Annotated in this window: 22 protein-coding genes, 2 riboswitches and 2 other annotated features; of the genes, 19 read left to right on the top strand and 3 right to left on the bottom strand. The window is 38.5% G+C overall.

Features of this window, described 5'->3' with window-relative positions:
* Nucleotides 1-235: 235 nt before the first annotated feature.
* Nucleotides 236-1,228 (top strand): LCP family glycopolymer transferase, encoded by a 993-nt coding sequence (locus tag J2Z81_RS08690; protein ID WP_319023834.1) that lies wholly within the window; start codon nt 236-238, stop codon nt 1,226-1,228.
* 160 nt (nt 1,229-1,388) lie between these two features.
* Nucleotides 1,389-1,496: riboswitch (SAM riboswitch) on the top strand.
* 171 nt (nt 1,497-1,667) lie between these two features.
* Entirely contained in the window at nt 1,668-2,222 is a 555-nt protein-coding gene (ssuE, locus tag J2Z81_RS08685) for an NADPH-dependent FMN reductase (protein WP_226371164.1), read from the top strand.
* Between the two features lie 76 nt (nt 2,223-2,298).
* Here the strand turns inward: ssuE and J2Z81_RS08680 are convergent, their stop codons facing one another.
* Together J2Z81_RS08680 and J2Z81_RS08675 are read right to left on the bottom strand one after the other, a co-directional pair.
* On the bottom strand, nt 2,299-3,819 hold the full coding sequence (locus J2Z81_RS08680) for a recombinase family protein (RefSeq protein WP_029265899.1): 1,521 nt from the start codon (nt 3,817-3,819) through the stop codon (nt 2,299-2,301).
* Complete coding sequence (locus J2Z81_RS08675; protein WP_198020893.1) at nt 3,816-3,974, bottom strand: hypothetical protein; 159 nt, start codon at nt 3,972-3,974, stop codon at nt 3,816-3,818. The genes J2Z81_RS08680 and J2Z81_RS08675 overlap by 4 nt, the downstream gene beginning before the upstream one ends.
* 579 nt (nt 3,975-4,553) lie before the next feature.
* On the opposite strand from J2Z81_RS08675, the gene J2Z81_RS08670 reads away from it, so the two are divergent.
* Both J2Z81_RS08670 and thrS read left to right on the top strand, forming a co-directional pair.
* On the top strand, nt 4,554-5,495 hold the full coding sequence (locus J2Z81_RS08670; RefSeq protein WP_318842348.1) for a phage/plasmid replication domain-containing protein: 942 nt from the start codon (nt 4,554-4,556) through the stop codon (nt 5,493-5,495).
* A 131-nt stretch (nt 5,496-5,626) separates the two neighbouring features.
* Nucleotides 5,627-5,852 (top strand) — a binding site (T-box leader).
* Between the two features lie 44 nt (nt 5,853-5,896).
* Nucleotides 5,897-6,119 (top strand) — a binding site (T-box leader).
* 54 nt (nt 6,120-6,173) lie between these two features.
* A complete protein-coding gene (gene thrS / locus J2Z81_RS08665) occupies nt 6,174-8,093 on the top strand; it encodes a threonine--tRNA ligase (RefSeq protein ID WP_029265895.1) in 1,920 nt (639 codons plus the stop codon).
* Between the two features lie 147 nt (nt 8,094-8,240).
* Here the strand turns inward: thrS and J2Z81_RS08660 are convergent, their stop codons facing one another.
* Complete coding sequence (locus tag J2Z81_RS08660; protein WP_029265893.1) at nt 8,241-8,729, bottom strand: hypothetical protein; 489 nt, start codon at nt 8,727-8,729, stop codon at nt 8,241-8,243.
* Between the two features lie 81 nt (nt 8,730-8,810).
* Between J2Z81_RS08660 and J2Z81_RS08655 the strand changes: the two genes are divergently transcribed.
* From J2Z81_RS08655 to J2Z81_RS08585, 15 genes are all read left to right on the top strand, one after another.
* Entirely contained in the window at nt 8,811-8,993 is a 183-nt protein-coding gene (locus J2Z81_RS08655; protein WP_029265891.1) for a hypothetical protein, read from the top strand.
* 35 nt (nt 8,994-9,028) lie between these two features.
* Nucleotides 9,029-11,986, top strand: a complete 2,958-nt coding sequence (locus J2Z81_RS08650; RefSeq protein WP_029265889.1) for an SIR2 family protein — start codon at nt 9,029-9,031, stop codon at nt 11,984-11,986.
* Nucleotides 11,987-12,041: 55 nt separating this feature from the next.
* On the top strand, nt 12,042-13,394 hold the full coding sequence (locus tag J2Z81_RS08645) for an LLM class flavin-dependent oxidoreductase (RefSeq protein ID WP_029265887.1): 1,353 nt from the start codon (nt 12,042-12,044) through the stop codon (nt 13,392-13,394).
* Between the two features lie 622 nt (nt 13,395-14,016).
* Nucleotides 14,017-14,859 (top strand): MurR/RpiR family transcriptional regulator, encoded by an 843-nt coding sequence (locus tag J2Z81_RS08640; RefSeq protein WP_029265886.1) that lies wholly within the window; start codon nt 14,017-14,019, stop codon nt 14,857-14,859.
* Between the two features lie 20 nt (nt 14,860-14,879).
* Entirely contained in the window at nt 14,880-16,019 is a 1,140-nt protein-coding gene (locus J2Z81_RS08635; RefSeq protein WP_029265885.1) for a M20 peptidase aminoacylase family protein, read from the top strand.
* A 3-nt stretch (nt 16,020-16,022) separates the two neighbouring features.
* Complete coding sequence (locus J2Z81_RS08630; protein WP_226371163.1) at nt 16,023-16,808, top strand: GNAT family N-acetyltransferase; 786 nt, start codon at nt 16,023-16,025, stop codon at nt 16,806-16,808.
* Nucleotides 16,809-16,832: 24 nt separating this feature from the next.
* Entirely contained in the window at nt 16,833-17,942 is a 1,110-nt protein-coding gene (menC, locus tag J2Z81_RS08625) for an o-succinylbenzoate synthase (protein WP_038220804.1), read from the top strand.
* Nucleotides 17,943-18,145: 203 nt separating this feature from the next.
* Nucleotides 18,146-19,231, top strand: a complete 1,086-nt coding sequence (locus tag J2Z81_RS08620; RefSeq protein WP_029265880.1) for a YkvI family membrane protein — start codon at nt 18,146-18,148, stop codon at nt 19,229-19,231.
* Nucleotides 19,232-19,315: 84 nt separating this feature from the next.
* Complete coding sequence (locus J2Z81_RS08615; protein ID WP_226371162.1) at nt 19,316-19,789, top strand: PaaI family thioesterase; 474 nt, start codon at nt 19,316-19,318, stop codon at nt 19,787-19,789.
* Nucleotides 19,790-19,803: 14 nt separating this feature from the next.
* A riboswitch (Fluoride riboswitch) is annotated at nt 19,804-19,867 on the top strand.
* Nucleotides 19,868-19,926: 59 nt separating this feature from the next.
* Entirely contained in the window at nt 19,927-20,319 is a 393-nt protein-coding gene (gene crcB, locus J2Z81_RS08610; RefSeq protein ID WP_226981297.1) for a fluoride efflux transporter CrcB, read from the top strand.
* Nucleotides 20,316-20,672 (top strand): fluoride efflux transporter CrcB, encoded by a 357-nt coding sequence (gene crcB, locus J2Z81_RS08605; protein ID WP_226371161.1) that lies wholly within the window; start codon nt 20,316-20,318, stop codon nt 20,670-20,672. The genes crcB (J2Z81_RS08610) and crcB (J2Z81_RS08605) overlap by 4 nt, the downstream gene beginning before the upstream one ends.
* A 156-nt stretch (nt 20,673-20,828) precedes the next feature.
* Nucleotides 20,829-21,371, top strand: a complete 543-nt coding sequence (locus J2Z81_RS08600) for a phage holin family protein (RefSeq protein WP_226371160.1) — start codon at nt 20,829-20,831, stop codon at nt 21,369-21,371.
* A 188-nt stretch (nt 21,372-21,559) separates the two neighbouring features.
* On the top strand, nt 21,560-22,012 hold the full coding sequence (locus tag J2Z81_RS08595; RefSeq protein WP_226371159.1) for a GNAT family N-acetyltransferase: 453 nt from the start codon (nt 21,560-21,562) through the stop codon (nt 22,010-22,012).
* Nucleotides 22,013-22,105: 93 nt separating this feature from the next.
* The gene (locus J2Z81_RS08590) at nt 22,106-22,552 is read left to right on the top strand and encodes an ASCH domain-containing protein (RefSeq protein ID WP_029265871.1); all 447 of its coding nucleotides are present in this window, start codon (nt 22,106-22,108) and stop codon (nt 22,550-22,552) included.
* 34 nt (nt 22,553-22,586) lie between these two features.
* Nucleotides 22,587-23,129 (top strand): hypothetical protein, encoded by a 543-nt coding sequence (locus tag J2Z81_RS08585; protein WP_226371158.1) that lies wholly within the window; start codon nt 22,587-22,589, stop codon nt 23,127-23,129.
* Nucleotides 23,130-23,200 lie beyond the last annotated feature (71 nt).

The following is a 23,200-nucleotide window of genomic DNA, read 5'->3' as shown; positions in this document are numbered from 1 at the left end:
ACAATTCATAATTAACCTGTGTGAATTTTGGCAACGCTATCGCCCGGTGTGCGAATATAGTCATAAAGTAGCCATAAAATAGACAAAAAGGTGCCTGTGACAAAAAGGTGCCTGTCACTTCCCGAATTTTGTCGAAGGATATTTGTAGAAAATATGCTAAAATGCTCATAATTTCGTTTCTAATATTAGCTAGATTGTGTATAATAAGAGAATAGCAGATTCACGAGCAAGACAAGTGATTATAAAAAATAAACATTTTGCTGAAGAAAGGCAAATTTTTTTATGTACAGAAGGGGAATTGAATAATATGGGAAGGTCAAAAAGAAGAAAGTCGAAAAAAATCTGGTTAATTCCACTGGCAATCCTACTTTTACTTGTGTTAGGGATAGGTGGCTATGCTTTTTCTCTCTATAATAACGCGAAGAATACCGTAAATAATAAAATGCATGATCCGGTAGATTCGATTGATTTAAATGAAACGAAAAAGAAAATTAAGGCAAGCAAATCTCTAAATATCCTGTTAATGGGTGTTGATGCCAGAGGAGCTGATAAAGGCCGTTCCGATGCCTTAATGGTCCTAACGCTAAATCCTAAGACGGACAGTATGCAGATTGTCAGCATTCCCAGGGACACAAGAGTAGAAATAGCTGGTAGAGGAACACAGGATAAAATTAACCATGCCTATGCATTTGGCGGCGCTGATATGGCCGTTAATACGGTAGAAAATTTCCTTGATGTTGACATGGATTATTATGTAAGCATGAATATGGAAGGAATGGAAGAGCTCGTCGATCAACTTGGCGGTATTACAGTAGAAAATGATATCGAATGGCAAGATAAAAAGTATCATTTTACCAAAGGAACGACAGAGTTGGACGGGGATAAAGCGATGCATTTTGTCCGCATGCGTAAGCAAGATCCAAATGGCGACTTTGGAAGAACAACGCGTCAGCGCAAGGTCATTCAGGGAATTATTGATAAAGGTGCCAGCATCGGATCTGTGACGAAGTTTGACGGCATGATTGATATCCTTGGAAATAATATGGCTACAAATATGGACTTTGATGATATGAAAAAGCTGTTTTCCGATTATAAAAATACAAGAAAGAAGACGGAGAACTATCAGATGGAAGGAACCGGAACGAACATTGGCGGAGTCTACTATATGCAGGTGGATGACGCAGAAATTCAAAAAGTGCACAGCATGATTAAAGATATGAAAGAGTGATCGAATCCAAAGAAAGCTTTCGCAGGACGAAAAAGAAGTGTTAGCATTTTTGGAGACAGACTCCGCTCGAAATTTTGTTGAGTATTTTCTAGGAATATGCATATGCAAAAGCTGTTGACTTAATCAGACGACGGTGATATGATAAATCACAATTCAATAATTCTTATCAAGAGAAGTTGAGGGATATGGCCCGATGACACTTCAGCAACCTCTGATTCCGATCAGAAAGGTGCTAATTCCACCAAGTATTATGCTTGGAAGATAAGAGCGGACACGGACTGTAAATCGTAACCCTCTTTTCTTCCGGGAAAAGGGGGTTTGTTATTGGCAAAAAACCGTATCGATGAAAATCGTTTAAGATGTTGTAAACTTAATTCCAACTAAATCAATGTGTAATATCGAATTAAAAATTTAATCACAGAACAGGAGGGATGATCGTATGAGCGAAGTCATTCTATTATCCGGAAGTCCATCTGAACATTCACGATCACACCATGTACTGCAATATATAGGAACATTGGTGGAAGCGGAAGGGTATCGTATCAAACATATTTCCATTCGAGATATTCCAAAGGAAGATCTATTTCTAGGAAGGTATGACAGTCCCGCTGTTGCAGAAGTAAGTAGAACGTTAGAAAAAGCAAGTGGGGTTATCGTTGGTTCTCCCGTTTACAAAGCAGCATACTCTGGCGTTTTAAAAGCATTACTGGATCTGCTTCCGCAAGATATCCTGCAGCATAAACCGGCGCTTCCTATCATGACAGGCGGTAGTCCATCCCACATGCTGGCACTGGAATATACATTGAAACCGGTGCTCGCTACATTGAAAGGACAGACATTAAAAGGGGTTTATTTGCTTGACCGTCAAATCGATCGCAAACTGGAAAATCCGATTGTGGATGAAGATGTTTTAAATCGAGCCAAGAAGCAGGTGCAGTATTTAATCAGTATATTAAAAAAGCAGGAAGCCGCTCTGAATGCTTCCTATCTATAAAAAGATTGATGAGGAGGTATGCCATCGTGGTGAAAAAAAGAATTTTGTTAAATGCGTTTGAAATGAATTGTTCCGGTCACCAATCATGTGGAATGCTGTGTGTTGCTCGTAAAAAAATAGAAGATATATAAGGGTCCGAGAATCGGTAATGGATTCTCGGACTCCCATCTTCTTTTATTTCAATTTTTTCTATTAGTTTGTGGAGCATTTCTTCATCAAGGATAGGGTTTTGAACAAATTGTTCAATTTGTTGGATTAGTTTGGTAAAATCAATCTTTTGCTTTTGCTGAAGTAATCCCATTTCTAATTTAACCTTTTCCTCATTTAGTTTTGCAATCTGATTTCCATTATCTTCAATAAGCAATCTATATTCATCGTCATGTATTTCACCCCGTATTTTCATGCGAAGTGCAGCAGTTTTGTCTTTCTTGATGTTCTCAATCTCCTTGAGAATTTTAGCAAGTCGCTTCTGATCACGCTGAACGCAAGTTGTTATCTTTTTCTCAATATTTTTTTGAATGGATTTTGTGGAAAGCTCCGAAAACATTTGTTTTATATCTTCTGAAATTGCCTTAATCAAAACATTTTCCCGTACAAGATGGCTTGAACATTGTGTATGGCCATGTTTATTATATGTTCCGCAAATATATCCTTTGCGATTTGCTTTAAAGTGCATACTCTTACCGCAATCAGCACAAAGGGAGATATTTGTGAAAAGATGTTTTTTAGCATATGGCCGTTTACGTTTTCTTTCTGTGATTAATTGCTGGACTACCTGAAAATCATCTTTAGAGATAATTGCATCATGTGTGTTTTCGCTGATGATATAATTTGATGGATCATTACTTTTTCGTTTTTCAGTTGTAACACTAATTGAGGTCTCTCTTTGTTGAACCAGATTACCGATATAGTGTGGATTCTCCAGAATGTTTCGAACTGTAGATCCATGCCATATAGAGCTTGAGTTTCTTTTTCCTGCAATTTCTGATGGGGTACTAATACCTTCCTCCAAAAGCTCCCTAGCTATCCTATCAAATCCATTTCCTGAAAGATAGGAGTTGAATATTCGACGCACCACATCGGGTGTAAAATCATTTTTGATTTTTAAAACTCCATCTTGTACGTAGTACCCGTATGGTGGCACAGAACCTTTAAATTTGCCTTTTGCCCTAATTCTCAAAGCGGCCTTCACACGGTCACTTGTTCTTTGCGATTCTTGTTCATACATCCATGCGTACAACCCAAACATCTGCGTGTTTCCAGATAGTGTGTCAATGGCTCCATCCAATGTAAGGATGTGAATGCCACAATTTTCAGCAAGATTTTTAATTTCATAGGAGAGTTGTCCATTTCTTGCTAATCGTGACAATTCTTTTGCTAGAATAATGTCAAACTTCCCCATCTTTGCTTCCTCAATCATTCGTTTCAATTCAGGGCGTTTTGTCATTTTAGTTCCGGATTGGACATCTAAATAGATATCGTACAAATCCCATCCCTTTTCGGTCAGTAGATTCATAAATAATTTTTTTTGGTTTTCAAGAGATTGCTTTTGTTCTTCTTTATTTGTTGAAACACGAATGTATATTGCACATTTCATGCCACTTCCTCCTCTTTAGAAGAGTCAGCGGAATTCACCTTATTATTATCATAGAATTCCTTGATAAGTGCGTCAACTTTTTCGTTCAATATGGATTGGAAAATGTCTTCGAGGGTGATTGAGGTTGTATTATTGAAGATTTTTTCGAGGGTCATTCTGTTTTCCTCCTGCTGTTTTTATTTTTATTTTTGATGCAATCCAATTGTATGGGAGAGATGGGTAAATACCTAAGAAAATAAATTCGAGGGTGTTTTACTTTGGATTGTAAGTTAATCATACCCAAGCTCCTAATTAAAAATCAAAGTTATTAGGTTCTAGGGTGAATTTTTTTGAATTACCGTTATAAATACACTGTAAAGCTACTAGAACAATATTGAACCACAATTCCTTTATTACAACCTTCAGCAAATCCTACAATGAAACTATCAACGTAAGATAGTTCAGATAGTTCCCCTAAAACCTACCTCAAAGAGCGATCTATACCGCTTCTAGTCATTGTCCTTTCTTTGGCAAATCCATGAAGAATATAAAAACTAAATTCCACATTGCGTTCTAGCGATGTGATGAGGGTCTTTTAAATTGGTTCGGCTTGGGAAAATTTTATGTTGGAAACCCATTGATAGTGTGAACTTTTCATAGTCCCAAAATAAAAATACAGGAGTTGATGAATGATGTTACATTCGTTTGAAATGTAATTGCCAATAAGTTATGAGGATGCACGGCACTTGTTTTACATGTATGGAGTTAAAGTAGACAGATATGAACACTTTGGTGCTGCTGTAATAGCGTTGAATCAAAAAGTAAAAGATAGATTTAACGCTTATGGAATCAGGTGGTTAAGCTCCCAAGGGAAAGGAATTTGGTATCTTCATTTGAAAGTCGATGCTATCAAAATACTTAGAAAGAGTGACATTACAGACAACGACTATGCTGCAGTAGAAGCGAATATCCGCATTTTTTTGATTAAACACTTTGGCCATGCCTCATACTTTAATTCTCACCGACTTACACGAATCGACTATAGATTTGATGCAGTGGTACCAAATCCTAAAGATAGAAAGTTGTTGTTTCACTTGTTTGAAAAGTACACCAAAAAGTATGGCTTTAAAGAAATGGTCAAATGGGGAAAGGACGAAAATGGAAATCCGATCAAATATGAGACATCACAATACCATAAATGCAAGAGTGTTGAACTTTTCATCTATAGTAAAGAGGATGAACGGAAAGCAAAAGGGGAAAAAATAGAGCCTTATGACCGCAATCGAGTCAGATATGAGTTGAGATTGAAGAATGAACATTTGAATGGAATGACAAGAGATGATAAAGGGACGGGCAGACCGAAGAAACTAAGTGCTTACTTTTCGAATGCTTTATCTGAACAATATTTGACAAAACATGTTTTACCAATTGTCCACAAAGGTAATTATTACAAAATTTCCGAGGCGGAAAAGATCATAGAAAATAGTTCCTTTTCAAAATTGAAAAAGAAAAAACTCCGAGCATTCCTCATTTCCATTTCCAAGGGAAATATTGATACGCCTCTAAAAAAGGGTATGTCAAAACCCACTTATCGACAATACCTTCGTGACCTTGAAAATATTGGGGTCAATCCAATCCTCATACCAAAAAACCGCAAAGACTTCCCAAATCAACTGAAAAATCCATTTATCCTCTGAATAATTGGTTGCAAAAGTTTTGAATTCGTAATCTGTTTGAATTTAAAGAGTGAGGCTCCTAACTAAAAAGGTGTTGCAAAATGAACGGGGATAATGTAATATATGAGGAAATCAAAATTCATTTGACTATTAAAATAGCTACGACAAGGATATGAGCAACTTTTAACGGTTTACAGAGAGGGAAGTCATGTTGAAATCTTCCCAACGCAGGAAAGTTGTCTTACCACCTTTGAGCTGTATTGGGGAACCAAAGTATCTAATACCGTCAATGCTACGTTACAGCACCAGAGCCTTAAAGCTATTTTCTTGCTTTATGGGAATTTGGGTGGAACCACGGATAACACATTCGTCCCTCTATTAGGGATGGGTGTGTTTTTTTATTTTATTTCAAAATAATAACAATAATTGCTATGAAAAGGACATGAGTTACTTTTAACGGTGTACAGAGAGGGAAGTTGTGCTGAGATCTTCCTAACGCAGGAGAGTAACTTACCACCTTTGAGCTGCATTGAGGAATCAAGTATTCAATGCCGTTTATGCTACGTTACAGCACCAGAGCCATATAGCAACTTTTTGCCTTATGGGAATTTGGGTGGAACCACGGATAACACATTCGTCCCTCTTCTAGGGATGAGTGTGTTTTTTTATTAAACAAAATGATAAAGGAGTGTTTTGACTATGGAGGAAAATATCGTAAGAATTCAATTTCCAGATGGGCAGGTAAAGGAATTTCCTGTAGGTACTACTGTAGCGAAGGTGGCAGAAGTTATTAGCCTAAGTTTAAGGAAAAATGCAGAAGCGGGAAAGGTAGATAATCAAATTGTAGATTTGAGCTATGAGTTAAACCGGAACGCAAGTCTGTCTATTCTAACGCAGGATTCGGAAGATGGAATACATGTACTACGTCATACGTCAGCACATGTATTAGCACAAGCGGTCAAAAGATTATATGGAAACGTGAAACTAGGTATAGGGCCTGTTATTGAAGATGGATTTTACTATGATATGAAATTGGAGCAAAGTCTGAATTCAGATGACCTACATGCTATCGAAAAAGAGATGGAAAAAGTCATAAATGGAAATTTCGAGATTCAACGATTAGAAGTATCTTATGATGAAGCCGAAAGATTATTTGAAGAAAACGATGAACCATATAAGATAGAAATATTAAAAGGCCTTCCTAAAGGTGAAAAAATTACTTTATATAAACAAGGAGAATTCATTGACCTTTGCCGTGGCCCACATTTACCTTCTACAGGTTTCATAAAAGCATTCAAATTGACACGAGTCTCGGGTGCTTATTGGCGGGGAGATAGTGATAATGATGTTCTACAACGAGTCTATGGAGTTGCTTTTAAAAATAAAAAAGATTTGGAACAACATTTGAGCTTCTTGGAAGAAGCAGAAAAGCGAGATCATCGAAAGTTGGGAAAACAATTAGAATTATTTATGTTCTCGGAGGAAGCTCCAGGAATGCCCTTTTATTTGCCAAAAGGACAAATAGTAAGGAACGAATTGGAAAGGTTCTCCAGAGAAGTACAAAGCAGTGCATATTATGATGAAGTTCGTACACCTTTCATGATGAATCAAGAACTATGGGAGAAGTCAGGCCATTGGGACCATTACCATGAAAATATGTATTTTTCAGAAGTGGATAACACAAAATTTGCTTTGAAACCGATGAATTGTCCGGGGCACATGCTTATATTTAAAAATAACCTATACTCTTATAGAGATCTTCCCATAAGATTGGCAGAGTTTGGTCAAGTTCATCGTCATGAATATAGCGGTGCATTAAATGGGTTGCTTAGGGTTCGTACATTTTGTCAAGATGATGCTCACATATTCGTCCGAGAGAATCAAATTGAAAGTGAAATTAAGCAGGTGTTTAATTTAATTGATCAGGTTTATCGTACATTCGGTTTTGATTATTCGGTTGAACTTTCGACTCGTCCGGAAGATTCATTGGGTGATGATGCTCTTTGGGAAATCTCTGAAACAGCATTAAGAAATGTACTTGATACTCTTAATGTTGACTATCAATTAAACGAAGGGGACGGAGCATTTTATGGTCCAAAGATTGATTTTCACATCAAAGATGCTTTAAAACGAAGCCACCAATGTGGAACAATTCAGCTTGATTTTCAAATGCCTGAAAAATTTGACCTTACTTATGTAAATGAAAAAAATGAAAAGGTTCGTCCTGTTGTCATTCATCGTGCTATTTTTGGTTCTATTGATCGTTTCTTTGGGATTCTCATCGAACATTTTGCTGGAGCCTTTCCGTTATGGTTAGCACCAGTACAGGCACAAATAATACCCGTCTCAAAAGTTCACTGGGATTACTGTCTAAGTATTCAAAAGGAACTGGAAAAGTTAGGTGTAAGAGTGAAAATTGATGATCGTAATGAAAAACTTGGATATAAAATAAGGGAAGCACAGATGCAAAAAATCCCGTACATGGCAGTTGTAGGGGACAATGAAGTAAAAGAAGAAACAATAAATGTAAGAGAATATGGAGAACAACGGTCAAAGAGTGAATCATTTGGAGATTTTAAGAATAAAGTTGTTCAGCAAATAAATGAACGAAGCCTTTAGTTTGTTTGTTCTTTCCTTTTGGAAATGAAGTAAAGGGGAATGATAATGAATTGACAAAAGGGAGGCTTTTAGTTGCGATTGAGGTGATAAACTTCAATGAGTTTTATATACAAAAAGACGAAAGAACCATTTTCGGTTCTTTCGTCTTTAATGCTTGTAAGAATTCATGAAGTTGATTAAGGCCTGAGCTATCAAATCTTGCATTTTTAGATGAGGGTATTGATCATCACAAAATTTGCTGAATTCCTCATAAATATCAGTGTTCATTTTGATGCTTTTATTGACGAACCCTGCATCATTACCATAAATTCGTTCATCAAGTAACAACAACTTGTTTTTCTCGTATAGCTGAACGATATTTTTTAGGGTGTTTAGGTTCTTTTGGATAAAGGTAATCTCTGATAATTCTCCCTTTTCATTGACCTTTTTTCGCTCTTCCTCTGATCGCACGAATGGGTAATATTGTTTGTCCGACTGGTGATAAAAATAATCACCAACCCTCATTTCTTTCGTGAAAGTGCTGTACGGTATACCGACGATTTCGGCTACTTGCTTCAAGTCATACTTTTGTAATAGTTGGTTTACCTCTTTGATTCGGATAGATGGTTTCGTTGTAAAGAATGTGTCTTTATCCATAGGCACAACCCCTTTCTTTTAATGAAGATATAGTATTATAGAAAGAAAGAGATTCTTTTATTCCATATGAGGAGGAATGCAATGAAAGAAACTGAGAGAGAATTTGTATTACCTATTACTAACTATCTAAATCAAAAGATTGTTATTGACTTATTGGCAGTAATAGAGGATGGCTTTGCAGAGGTAACTAATTTAAACATCTCAACTACAAAAGGTAGCACGATAACTGGAATTGTTGATGGTGAAGGTGGATTTGGAAAGTAAAAAGGTATTCAGAAAAATAAAAAGAGGTGTTTCTCATGTTGGACAATAATGTAGTTGAATGTATAAAAGAAATCACAGAATCCTCAAGGAATGGAAAACTCGTCTTTTTTGTTGGTGCGGGAGTTTCAACACTTTCAGATTATCCTCAATGGTGGAGGTTGGTAGATAAGTATCATGAAGAGCTCTATGGGGGTCCAAAGAAAGGAAATTATTCTTCTGATGAATATCTTCGAATTCCTCAAATATTTTATAATGTCAAAGGTGAAATGGAATTTGATGGTATACTAAAAGGTTTTTTTCAGGTAGATAAGCCTACGAACCCAACACATGACAAGATATTAGCTATGAACCCTGCACATGTAATTACAACTAATTATGATAATTTGATTGATACTGCTTGTTGGAAGAGAGGGAAATATTTTAGTGTAATCAGTGCTGAAGAAGACGTTGCTAATGCCACTTCATCAAGATATTTACTAAAGGTTCATGGGGATTTTAGACGGGGTTATAAAGGGGAAAATGTAGTTTTAAAGGAAGATGACTATCTGAATTATGATCAGAATTATCCTCTTATCAGTAACCTCATGAAGACAATAATTGCAACGCATACCATTGTTTTCATAGGTTATGGTTTAGGAGATTATAATATTAATATGTTGTTAAATTGGGTAAGAAAGTTACAAAAGGACAGTTTTCATAAACCATTTTTTATTAGAACAGATCCTTCGCCCATTGAAAATGAGACTTCAATCTATTACGAGAATAAAGGATTACGAATAATTGATGCAGCTAGTTTGATAGATAGTAATGAATATGATTATTTAGAACGTTATTCAGCAGTAATGGATCTTCTTATTGAATCAAAAGAAAATAAATTTATCACTAAAGACGACGAAGTAATTGATTATATATACGGAAAAATAAGCCCATTATTTGCCCTTCAGTATATTCGTAAAATTGATCTCAAACATGTCTTTGAATACGATTATCACTTTGAAGTCAATGGTACTGTTGTTCGGCATAAGAATAAGGGCTTTGGTTACATGGAGCGTTTTTTTGAATTAAGAGAGAACTGCGATGAGAGAAGTAAACTTTCCAAAAAACAATGTGAAAGGTTTAATGCTCTTTCTAATTTCTTTGAGAAGAATGGAGTTATCTGTATGGCGAAAGATGCAGGTACTCTGAATACTTCAATAGAGATTAATAGTTTGGCGTATCACGGTAAATATGATGAAATGAAGAAATTTATTGAAGAGCAATCGGTAAATATTGAGGATGATTATAAAAAAGCATTTTTTCTTGCGTGTTTAGGTAGGTGGGAAGAATCCTATAACCTTTATTCAAATATCATCTTAAATTCTATAGATGAATCAAATTGGTGTGTACATTATCTATCACAAATAAATAGATATAGGATTTATCAATCAATAACACAAGCTGTAACACAGTTCAATGGTCTTGGTTTATTAACATTTGGGAGGCATTATAAACCATTTACTGATGAATTTCTAGCTAGGGTCGAAAGGGAAATGACAAATTTTAGTATTGATGATTTATTTAGTGGTATGCCATTTGAGTTTCAAAAGAAATATAAGATACTTGAGTTTTTAAGTGATAATCAGTTTTTATATGATGATACTGTAAAACTTTTTGAGTTGACGAATAAAGTGCGTTCTGAAATGAGTAAAGGGTCTTATTCTTTTGGAATGTCATCTGATGTTGTTGTTCTTCTTCGGCTTTATGATAATTTACGTTTTTTATATGAAAATTGCTTATGGTCTGTTTCTTTTCATGAATTTCATCAATATATGCGAAACTCAATGAGCCTACTAATTGAAAAGGCTGAATATGAGCGAACGAGGGATATTGATGAATTTGGATTCTCTTTTGGGGGAAGAAAAACAGGTTTTTTTATTGATTATTACGATTTTGTTAATATATCAAGAAACTTTAAAATTGATGACATAAAGCATCTTGAGAGAAGTTGCTCAATTGATAAAATTAGGTTTGGTGAACAGGAAAAAATAGAGGAATACTTAGTTGGTATAGCAGAAGAAATTACTAAGCAATTTTCTGCTAATGGAATGAACGTCGTTTTTTATACTCAGTTTATTACGGAAGCAAAAGCAGCACTCTATTTTGCTAAATATGTAAAACTATCTGAAGAGGGACTTAGGAAAATAGTGAAAGCATTGTTGTTTTATTTTCTTGAGAGAGATTTGGATATAGGAAAACGCTATGTATGGTTAGAGAGATTAACTATATGTAATGGATTACCCAAGTCAATAATTTCTATTATTGATGATTTTTTAGTGTTACAGGCAGAAAAACATAATGATCAAAATTTTTCAGAGGAATCATCAAATGGTTTATATTCCAGGGACTATGGTGCTTTAATTAAGCACTTTGAGAAGAGTTTCATTTCAAAAAGACTATCAGAAATCGCTTTATGTTTAACACAAGATAAGCAAAAACAAATTGACTTTTTGTTTGAATTATTACCCCTACTTTCCACTAATGCAAAAAGTCATCTATTTAGTTTTAAAAAAGTTGAAAATATAAAGGATTTAATGAATGGAATTAGAATAGGATTAATTGATGATTTCACTCCGGAGCATGAAGAATTAATTATTGAATATCTGGAGAAACGAAAGGTAGATTATATTGTTGAGAAGGAAAAGGGAATACAAACTTTTTCTTCTAACGACTATATGAGTACCTTTGGTATCTGGTATTTTCTTGAGGAAATAAATAATTCAAAAATGGAAGAGTTTATTGGAATGGATGATCAGTATGACTTTTTTGTAGACCCAGAGAATTTTGATTACAAAAAGTTTATACCATCGTGGCTAAAAAATTATAATGATAAATTACTTAGTGAAATCGCTGGAAATAAACATATGAAACATCATGTGATTGAGGCACTAAAAGAAAGAGTTGAAAACTCAAATGATAAGAGGTATTTGGAAATTCTAATGAATCACTTTATCTAAAACTCATTTGTAAATCTTTACTAAAGGTGAATTCCACTGCTCAAGAAAATTTGCTATGGTTTGTCTACACATAGCACTCTACGCACCAGGATTATGGAAACACCCAGAAGACCAATCCCATCGTTACAAAGATAGTGCTTATTGGATCGAACTCGCGAACATTTTAGAAAAAGGACGTTTTGACGCTGTATTTTTAGCGGATGTCCTTGGAACGTATGATGTTTACCAGGGTTCAAGAAATGCCGCTGTCCGCCAAGGTGCGCAATCCCCAGTAAATGATCCATTGCTCGTCGTCCCGCTCATGTCAACAGTTACCGAGCATCTGGGCTTTGGTGTAACAGCATCCGTCACGCATGAACATCCATATACATTTGCCCGCAGAATGTCGACGCTGGATCATATTACAGACGGTCGCGTTGGCTGGAACGTGGTCACATCCTATTTAAAAAGTGCAGCGGTGAATATCGGCCTAGACGATCAAGTGAAGCATGATGAACGCTACGATATCGCTGATGAGTATTTGAAAGTTTGCTATAAATTGTGGGAAGGCAGCTGGGAGGATGATGCCGTTAAGCATGATAAAGAAAACGGCATCTACACGGATCCAACAAAAGTCCACGATATTCAGCACGAAGGAAAATACTTCAAAGTGCCAGGTGCCCACTTGTGCGAACCGTCCCCGCAACGGACACCCGTCCTTTTCCAAGCAGGTGCCTCTACAAGAGGCCGTGCTTTTGCAGCAGAAAATGGCGAATTGGTATTTATCGGGTCCCCAACAAAACAAATAGCAAAAAACACGGTGAAAAAATTACGACATGATGCAGAACAAATAGGAAGGGATCCTGAGGAAATCAAGGTGCTTTCGATGTTTGTGCCAATAGTGGGCAGGACGGAAAAAGAAGCTTGGGCAAAATATGAAGACTACAAACAATATATTAGCTATGAAGGTGCATGTGCGCTACTGGGAGGCTGGACTGGTATTGATTTTTCCAAGTATGATCCAGATGAAAAACTGCGTTACGTGAAGAATGATGCCCTTCAGTCAGCGGTCGAAAATTTCACGAAAATTGATCCGGAAAAAGAGTGGACGGTAAGAGAAATTATCCAATCCGTTGGAATAGGCGGCATGGGCGCATTTGCTGTCGGCACGCCTGAGCAAATCGCAAACACGATGGAAGAATGGCTGGAAGAAGCTGATGTTGACGGCTTTAACATTGCCTATGTTGTCTCCCCAGGGACCTTCATTGATTTTGTGGATTTAGTCGTTCCTATTCTACGAGAGCGAGGATTAGTCCCGGAAAAATATGAAGGAAATACATTAAGAGATAATTTATTTGGAAATGGGGACCATCTGCCCGACCATCATCGTGGAAAGCGGTATAGCCTTGGTTCTGCTGTTGGTAAATAGATAGAGTAGAGTGAGCCCGATAGTAGATAATTTTTCTTTATCATTTATCGAATGCTAAATATAATAAAAGAAGGGCCGCTATCTTCGTTGTGGCCCTTCTTTTATCAATGATCTTTTTTATGCTTCTTTTCTATCAGATTTTGACATTTCCATCATTTCCATCTTGGATAAATGGCAAGATTATTAATTTTCCTTTATTATTAATGCACATCATTCAATCATCGATTTGTCACATCTTAAATCTTTCATTCTTCTAATTCAAAGAGTAATCGCATAAAAACATCTCAATGTATCAAAAGCGGACATTCCTATGTGTAATATGTACGATGGGAAACCTCTTATTGCTTAGTTCCAAATTGTTCCAACAGCAACACTTCAGTCATCCCCACTACGCCTTTTCCACAAAAACCACCATCAGCCACCAGGCTTTGCATCCTTATGTACACCGTATCTTCTCAGCCGATCTATTTTTCAAATAATTGGAATGGAATGTTGTCAAAATTTGCAGAATATGCTAGAATAGTGAAAATTATAAAGTGAATACTTTTTATTAAGTATCAAATAAAGCATTTACTTTATTTGGTATGAATCTTTTTACCGCACTGTGTAATGGGGGATTTGAATGGAAGGTATTTATCAAAAAATAGCGGAACACCAATCTATTTTCACGAAAAAATTTCAGAAAATTTCATCATATATCTATCATGAGCCAGAGATCATTGCTGCAAATTCGGCTACAGAGGCTGGTAAAACGATGGGAGTCAGTGAGACGACAGTGATTCGTTTCTGTCAAACACTTGGTTATCCGGGTTATCGCGCGCTTCAGGAAGAGGTGCAGAAGCATCTTTTCCAAAAAAGCAGTTTAACAGAATATGTGGAGGATAAAGCGATCGATGGCAGTCAGAACCAGCCAATCAAAGGATTAATGGCCAATGATTTGGAAGCCATTCAACAGACGATGAGGCAGATTTCAGAAGCGCATCTGGAAACAGCTGTTACGAAAATAGCTGCTGCAGATAAAGTGCTAGTGGCAGGCATCCGCACCTCCCACGCTTTAGCGAGCTGGTTTGCTTTTTCGCTTGATTTAATTATGGGAAACACCCGTCTTTATCAACCCAATGTGGATGATATTTTACTTCGAATGAGTGCGTTATCGGACCAAAGTGTTGTGGTTGCTTTTTCATTTCACCGTTATGCGATAGATACGATACGTCTTGCAAAACTCGCTAAGCAGCAGGGGGCTTTCGTGATTGCATTCACCGATTCGCCGGTTTCGCCCATTACAGGGCATGCCAGCCTTACGCTTCCGATTCCATTTCACGAAAAATCAACGCTGGATGTAGCACCGGCTGCAATGTCACTGGCAAACAGTATTGTGTCTGCAATTTCACTGCGAAATGCCGATCAATTTCAAAAACGGGCAACGCTGTTTGATTCAATTCAAGGTCAAGATTTTTTTGCTTAAATAATGGAGGATGGATAGATATGAAAAAAATAATTGAAACATTAACGCCTGATCTGGAGGATATTTTCCAGCATCTACATGAGCATCCGGAGATCAGTTGGAAAGAATTCCAGACGACGCAGTATATCCAATCATTACTGGAAAAATATGATTGCAATATAAAAACATTTGAAGATACAACAGGGCTTGTTGTAGATGTTGGAAGTGGAAAACCTGTCATCGCCTTACGAGCGGATATGGATGCATTGTGGCAGGAGGTAGATGGAACATTTCAGGCGAATCATTCATGCGGTCATGATGCACATATGACGATTGCGATTGGCGTGTTTATGCATCTCGTAGAAAAAGGTCTTCCGGAACAGGGAACATTTCGCTTTATTTTTCAGCCTGCTGAGGAAAAAGGAACAGGTGCGCTTACATTTGCGGATAAAGGTGTCATTGATGATGTGGATTTTCTGTACGGCATGCATCTGCGCCCGGTTGAGGAACTGGAAAATGGTGCATTTGCTCCAGCGATTCAGCATGGCGCGGCGAAGTTTATTCAAGCAACGGTCCAAGGGGAAGATGCGCACGGGGCTCGTCCACATCTAAACGCCAATGCGATTCAAATTGGAATGGAATTTTTTCAACATTTGAATCATATTCAAGTGAATCCGAGAATCCCTCATTCGGCTAAGATGACTACCTTTCAGGCCGGGGGAAAAAGTACCAATATTATTCCGGGAAACGCTACCTTCTCCATTGATGTACGGGCGCAAACGAATGAGGTTATCGAGATGCTGACAACAAAAATAGAGCAAATCGCGTCCATGCTTGCAGCGTACCATCAGGTGGCCATTGATTTAGAAGTCGGGGCAAATGTTGCTGCGGCGGTGCTTGATCAAGATGCGACTCGAATGATGCGGGAAGCGATTACCTCTTGTGTTGGGGGGGATAATCTTAAGCCTGTTATTACGACAACTGGCGGAGATGATTTTCATTTTTATACGATCAAACGCCCGGATCTCAAAGCCACCATGCTTGCCGTTGGCTGTGACCTGAAGCCGGGATTGCATCACCCGCACATGACATTTGATCACGCGGTTATTCCAAAAGCAGTGGATATTCTCGCAAACGCACTTCGTCAAACAGCTCAAGTTTACAGTGGAAAGAAGGAATAAATGATGGAAAAGATAGAGATTCGATCACTGACAACACTCGAAGAATTAAAACACATGCAAGAGGTGGAGGCGGAGGTTTGGCAAATGGCTCCTACACCACTGCATCAAACATTTACCGCTTTAAATAATGGCGGCATTCTTCTTGGGGCATTTCGGGATGAAAAAATGATTGGTTTTTTATATAGTTTTGCTGGTTTTGATGGAAAAATTCCTTATGTATGCTCTCATATGCTTGGTATTTTACCTGCGTATCAAACATCCGGAATTGGTGTAAAGATGAAACAAAAGCAGGCTAAAATTGCCAGGGAAAAAGGCTATCCTATGCTGACATGGACATTTGATCCGCTGGAAAGCCGTAATGCTTATCTAAATTTACACAAGCTCGGGGCAAGAGGTGTGATCTACAAGCCAAATTATTATGGTTCCATGCATGATGATTTAAACCAAGGACTGCCAACAGATCGCATTCACATTCGATGGGATCTCCATCAAACCAAAGAGGACCTGTCCTTTACCTTTGATCCGGAGCAATTATTGCTCGGTCAGGACGAGGCAGGATCTCCAGCTATCACGGAAGCTTTTCATACAAGTGATTTTCGGAAATCTGATGTTTTTTTCATGGCGATTCCAGCCACGTTTCAAGCAATAAAACAAACTGATTTTCAGTTGGCAAAAAAATGGCGTATGGAAACAAGAAAAGTTTTCCTGACGCTGTTTGAACACGGATTTCAGGCAAAAGATCTGATCCGGGGAGAACGGTCAGTTCATTATTACGTCTTTGCCAAATAAGAAGAGGAGGATTCAACATTGACCATTCCAATCAAACAAATAAAAATACGGAAACTAAATATGCGTTTAAAAAATCCATTTACAACAAGTTTTGGGACGATGCAGGACAGGGCATTTTTTATTACAGAAGCAGAAGATGAAGAAGGTAATCATGGATTTGGGGAGTCGGTAGCTTTTATCAGCCCTTGGTATAGTGAGGAAACCGTTGAGACGAACGCACATGTGATGGAAGATTTTTTAATCCCCATCCTGAAGGAAAATAAACTGACGCATCCAGATGATGTGTCGGCGCTTTTTACACCAATTAAGCGGCATAACATGGCCAAATCAGCATTGGAAGGTGCGATTTGGGATTTGTATGCCAAGCAGAAAAATATATCACTAGCTGAGGCACTTGGTGGAAAGAAAACAGAGATTGATGTCGGGATTAGTATCGGGATTCAGCCAACGGTACAAGATTTATTAAATACCGTTGATCATTACGTACAGGAAGGGTACAAGCGGATTAAAATAAAAATTAAACCAGGCTGGGATGTGGACGTATTACGTGCAGTTCGAGAGCAGTTTCCAGACACACCAATCATGGCGGATGCGAATTCTGCATATACTTTGAAGGATATCCCGCATTTACAGCAGTTGGATGATCTTGATCTAATGATGATTGAGCAACCTTTGGCACATGATGACATTGTGGACCACGCCAAACTGCAAGCCGCCATGAAAACGCCAATCTGCCTAGATGAAAGTATTCATTCTCTAGAGGATACGCGAAAGGCCATTCAACTTGGCAGCTGTAAGATCATTAATATTAAAATTGGACGTGTTGGCGGACTGACGGAAGCAAAACGGATTCATGATTACTGCCTAAAACACGATATAGCCGTTTGGTGCGGAGGTATGCTGGAAGCTGGGGTAGGACGTGCCCATAATATTGCATTAACGACATTATCCGGGTTTACATTGCCAGGAGATACGGCAGGTTCATCCCGGTACTGGGAGAAAGATATCATTACGCCTGAAGTAAAAGTGGAAAGTGGGAAAATTCATGTCCCAAGCAAACCAGGGATCGGCTATGCCATTGATAGGCAAGTGTTAGATGCATTTACCGTGGAAGAGAAGGTGTTCCATTTTTAAGGAAAGAGGAAATGCCATGTATCTTTAGCTAGCAGAAGACACCCTTCTCAAAAAACGTCAGCACTCAGGTGTGGGGGGTTCAAGTGGCTAAATCCGGTTCATACAAAAGAAGGACACCCCTCTTTGCCTTTGGGCTCGCTAGGAGCGAGTTCTTCTTTTGGGGTAAATTGTCAAAATATTATGATTAATAAAGGGAGAGATCAATGAAACAGTATTTTCAAATTGCAGGCGCATATATGGGACTGATTGTCGGAGCAGGTTTTGCATCCGGTCAGGAAGTGTTCCAATTTTTTACCAGTTTTGGTTTGTATAGTTTGATTGGGACTGCAGTAGCAACCGTTTTGTTTGCTTTCTTAGGGATGCAAATTATTCAGCTCGGGTCTCGCTTAAAAACAACTTCCCATAAAGATGTCCTTCGGCAAATGTGCGGGAAATATGTAGGGACAGGTGTTGATATTTTAGTTACTTTTTTCCTTTTTGGTGTATCTGTTGTCATGATCGCCGGAAGCGGTTCTATTTTCAAACAGCAATTTGGTATTTCTCCAATCATCGGGAGTTTTATACTTACCGTCCTTGTTATTGTAACCCTAAGTTTAAATGTGAAAAAAGTCATTTCTATTATTAGTATGATGACGCCTTTGCTGCTTATTATGATATTAATAATTACCGGATATTCGATTTTTACAAGTAATGCAAACATGGAAGAACTGGACGCAATCGCTTCGAGTCAATCATCTGGTGCACCAAACTGGCTTGTAGGCGGTATGTTGTATGTTTCTTATAATATTGTCGCAGGTTTCTCGATGCTGGCAGTGATTGGTGGAACGGTAAAAAGTGAAAAAGTGGCAAGACGCGGCGGTTTTCTTGGTGGATTAGGGCTTGGACTTCTACTTTTATTAATCAATTTGGGAATGTTTATGCATGCAGATAAAATCCAAGGGGTGGACATGCCAACCCTATTTTTTGCTAATGAGCTGTCACCAATGGTTGGATTCTTCATGGCCCTTGCATTGCTCGGAATGATTTTTAATACTGCAGTTGGTATGCTATATGCCTTTACTGCACGGTTTATCCAGCCGGAGACACCGAGATTTAAAGATAGCGTTCTGGTGATTGGTCTGCTTGCTTTTGGTGTAAGTTTTATCGGATTCGTCGAACTGGTTGGCTCTGTGTACCCAATTACAGGATATTTAGGTTTTGTGCTGATCCTGGCCATTGTACTGTCATGGATTTCCTCCCGCAGGAAAAAGGATTCGGGCAAGGACGGGAATTGGACAAAAGTGATGTGAGGAATTTTACGCAAAAAGAATGATTTTAGAGCGCTTACTAATATAGTATAATAGATAAAAAGCTTACGAGAAAGGTGGATAGAGATGGACGAGATTAAACATGCGATTCAAGATGTGTATGGTGATGATTATGCTTGGTGCTACGGATGTGGGCGCTTGAATGATTCAGGGTTGCATTTGCGAACCGGGTGGGATGGGAATCAAACGGTTACCTTGTACAATCCGCGAAAGGCGCATATGGCCATCCCTGGCTTTATCTATGGAGGACTGCTTGCATCCCTGATCGATTGTCATGGTACAGGCTCAGCTTCCCTTGCCCTGCACCGGAAAAATGGACATGAACCAGAGGATGGAGTTGAACCTCCACGCTTTGTAACAGCTTCCTTACATGTTGATTTTATGAAACCAACTCCTGACGGTGCCACGTTAAAAGCAATTGGGGAACCCGAAGAAATCCATCCAAAAAAGTGGCGAATCCAAACGGAAGTGTTTGCAGATGATGTTTGTTGTGTAAAAGGGGAAGTGATCGCTGCACTTATGCCCGATTCGTTTGGGTGAACGTTAGTCTGTACAATCAAATAGGTGATGGGGTTTACCATATAACTGCCAATCATGGCTAATGACTCCTGTCAAAGATAAAGGGATACCTATGTCTTTGGCGGGAGTTTTATTTATAATAAGAGCAGAGGAAGGTGATGAAAATAAATTTGTTATTTGTGATGATTGGTGGATTTTTTGGTGCTATCAGCAGGTATGTTTTAGGGGAATGGATACAAACAGACACCGTATTTCCTTTAGGTACTTTATTAGTGAACCTCCTCGGATGCTTTGCCATGGGTTGGTTTTTAACATTTGTGGGCAGAAGAAGGATCATAAGACCAGAACTCACCGTCATGATTGGAACCGGATTTATCGGCTCATTTACAACCTTTTCAACGTTTTCAATGGAGACGATTCATTTATTCCAAAGCGATTTTATTTTGCTTGGAATCCTCTATGTTTTAATAACCATAATAGTAGGGTTGCTACTGGCTTATTTTGGCCGAAAAGTAGCATTAGCAAATCGTAAAGAAGGCGATAGCTTATGATATGGTTCGTAGGATTGGGCGGATCTTTAGGTGCAGCTACCAGATTTTTATTAGGTACGATGTTGAATAAGTATCAAGATCAAATTCCAATCGGTACATGGATGGTGAACGTGACAGGTTCATTTTTGCTTGGAGGCTTGGCTCGTCTTTATCTGACAAACCAAGTCGATGATTGGGTCTGGTTTTTTTGGGGAGTTGGTTTTTGCGGTGCTTATACAACCTTCTCCACATTTGGATATGAAACGATCGATCTCATCCAGTCCAATCAACTAAAGGCAGCTATCATTTATGTAACTTCGTCCGTAATCGTAAGTGTGATTGTTGCAGCGATTGGTCTATCTGTTTTTAGGTAATTAACACAGCAAACGACCTAGACTTTGAATCCTGTTTAGAGGACAATCTGTGCTGTGGTAGAATAAAAGAAATACTTCCTATTTTGGGTGGGAGTTCCCTTTGAACAGGGTAAAGGGTTGAAACCATCATCCTGCATAACAAGAATGGAGGATATTATGGAGAAATCACAGGAAATGCATTTTTATGAATCGAAGATAAGATTAATTTTCCTATTGATATTAGGTGTAGTGTTTATTTTATTTGGCGTTTTAGTTGGTGTTTTTGCTTTTAACGAAGGAGATCTTGGAATGGGCGTTTTAGGTGCAGTGTTGGCCTTGTTTTTTGCATTCTGTATTGTTATGGGGCTAAAGAGACTAGGAAATCCCGGACCTTATCTCACTTTAACGGAGGAAGATTTGATTATTAATGCCTCGTCTAACAATCCGATTTATATTAAATGGGTGGATATTGAAGCGTTCAGCATTTATAAAAAGAATAATAATAAATTCATAGGGGTTATTCTATATGATGAGGAAAAATACCGTGATCTTATGTCTGACAAAATGAGAAAACTCTATCATATAAATACAGTGATGCATTTACCTTTGTATAATATTACATGGGGACAAATTAAACGCCGGGATAAAGAACGGCTGCTGGAGGAGTTAGAAGGGCGTATATCTCAAAATTTGCAAGCAGATGGCAATGATAGCGTCTGATAGGAGTGCAAGGAGAAGCTTATCAGGAGAGATGCGCCGGAAAAGATAAGCAAGGTGGATTGAAACGGCGGAGTAAACAATTGCTACTGGAAGAGCTCGACTCCGGGTTAGGTAGAAATAGGATAAACAAAAAAGGCGTAGACAATGAATTTAGGAGAAATTAGTACTGAAACGGGAGGAAGATACGATTGGAAATCAGAAAATTAGACGCAGATGAACAGCCACCAATGGAATTACTTTTAGCAGCAGACCCCATGCAGAAAATGATAGAAGCGTACCTCCAAAGAGGGCAATGCTTTGTTGCTCGTTTACATAACCGTATCATAGGTGTGTACGTTTTACTCCCAACAAGACCTGAAACAATCGAAATCGTAAACGTAGCGGTTAGTAAGGACGAACAAGGCAAAGGAACCGGAAAGCGGTTAGTGAATCATGCCAAGAAGCAAGCAAAGTCGCTAGGGTTTAAAACCATTGAAATCGGTACAGGAAATTCCAGTACTGGGCAACTGGCACTCTATCAAAAATGCGGGTTTCGGATAACGGGGATCGATAAGAATTTTTTTATTAGACATTACAAGGAAAAAATCTTTGAAAATGGCATACAAGCTGTGGATATGATTCGTTTATCCCAGGATTTATAGCGTTTTAAGTAAAAACGAAAACAGACGGGATTAGGAACATTCCGATTAAATGACTTTTGTTAGATGAATATCAATATATGGAGGATGAAAGAAATGAATCAAGAAGCGCAAGCCTACTGGGATACCTATTGGAAAGGACAAGATAAACCACGATCTGTTAGTGCATGGCAATTCGGAGCTGATCCAGACGAGTTAGCTCAATTGGTGATCGACGGCACCAAAACAGCAACATGTTCAGGTTATATTTTTTATGGAATGGAAAATGAGCCACTACCAACAACAGAGGATTACAGCGTTATCTTAAATAGTGATGACAAACCCGTAGCAATCATTAAAACGACTGAAGTTACATTAGCACCTATGAACGAGGTGACAGAGGAGTTTGCTATTGCAGAAGGAGAAGGAGATAGGACCTATTCATATTGGTGGGACGTGCATGAAAAATTTTTCAGGAATGAGTTAAGGAAAATCGGACGTGAATTTTCAGAAGATATGCTGCTAGTTTGTGAGCGTTTTAAGGTGATTGATGTAAAAAAATAATGTTCAGCCGTCTTGATTGGGTGATGTGAAACAATTGACTTATATAGGGATAAGCATATCGACCGGAGCGCGGAAGAATCGACTGACTGGATCGAGAGGAAATCGACCGGAGATGCGGAAGAATCAGCCGGAGAGAGTGCGTATCAACCAGAGGGCTGGAAGAATCGACCGGAGAGAGTGCGTATCAACCAGAGCGCTGGAAGAATCAACCGGAGAGAGTGCGTATCAACCAGAGGGCTGGAAGAATCAACCGGAGAGAGTGCGTATCAACCGGAGCGCTGGAAGAATCAGCCGGAGAGAGTGCGTATCAACCAGAGCGTGGAAGAATCAACCGGAGAGAGAACAAATCAACCAGAGCGTGGAAGAATCAACCGGTGGGAGTGCGTATCAACCAGAGGGCTGGAAGAATCGACCGGAGAGAGAACAAATCAACCGGAGGGCTGGAAGAATCGACCGGAGAGAGTGCGTATCAACCAGAGGGCTGGAAGAATCAACCGGAGAGAGTGCGTATCAACCAGAGGGCTGGAAGAATCAACCGGAGAGAGTGCGTATCAGTCAAGTCCTGAATTATGTGTAAAATAAGATACAAGGTTTTCAACCATTTATGTGTTGGTATGGAGTTTATTATATTGGGAGGGGTACCCCTCC

The organism is Virgibacillus alimentarius, assembly GCF_017874635.1.
In the GTDB taxonomy this organism is placed as follows: Bacteria; Bacillota; Bacilli; order Bacillales; family Amphibacillaceae; genus Virgibacillus_B; species Virgibacillus_B alimentarius.
This window is presented reverse-complemented; position numbering and strand designations above follow the sequence as displayed.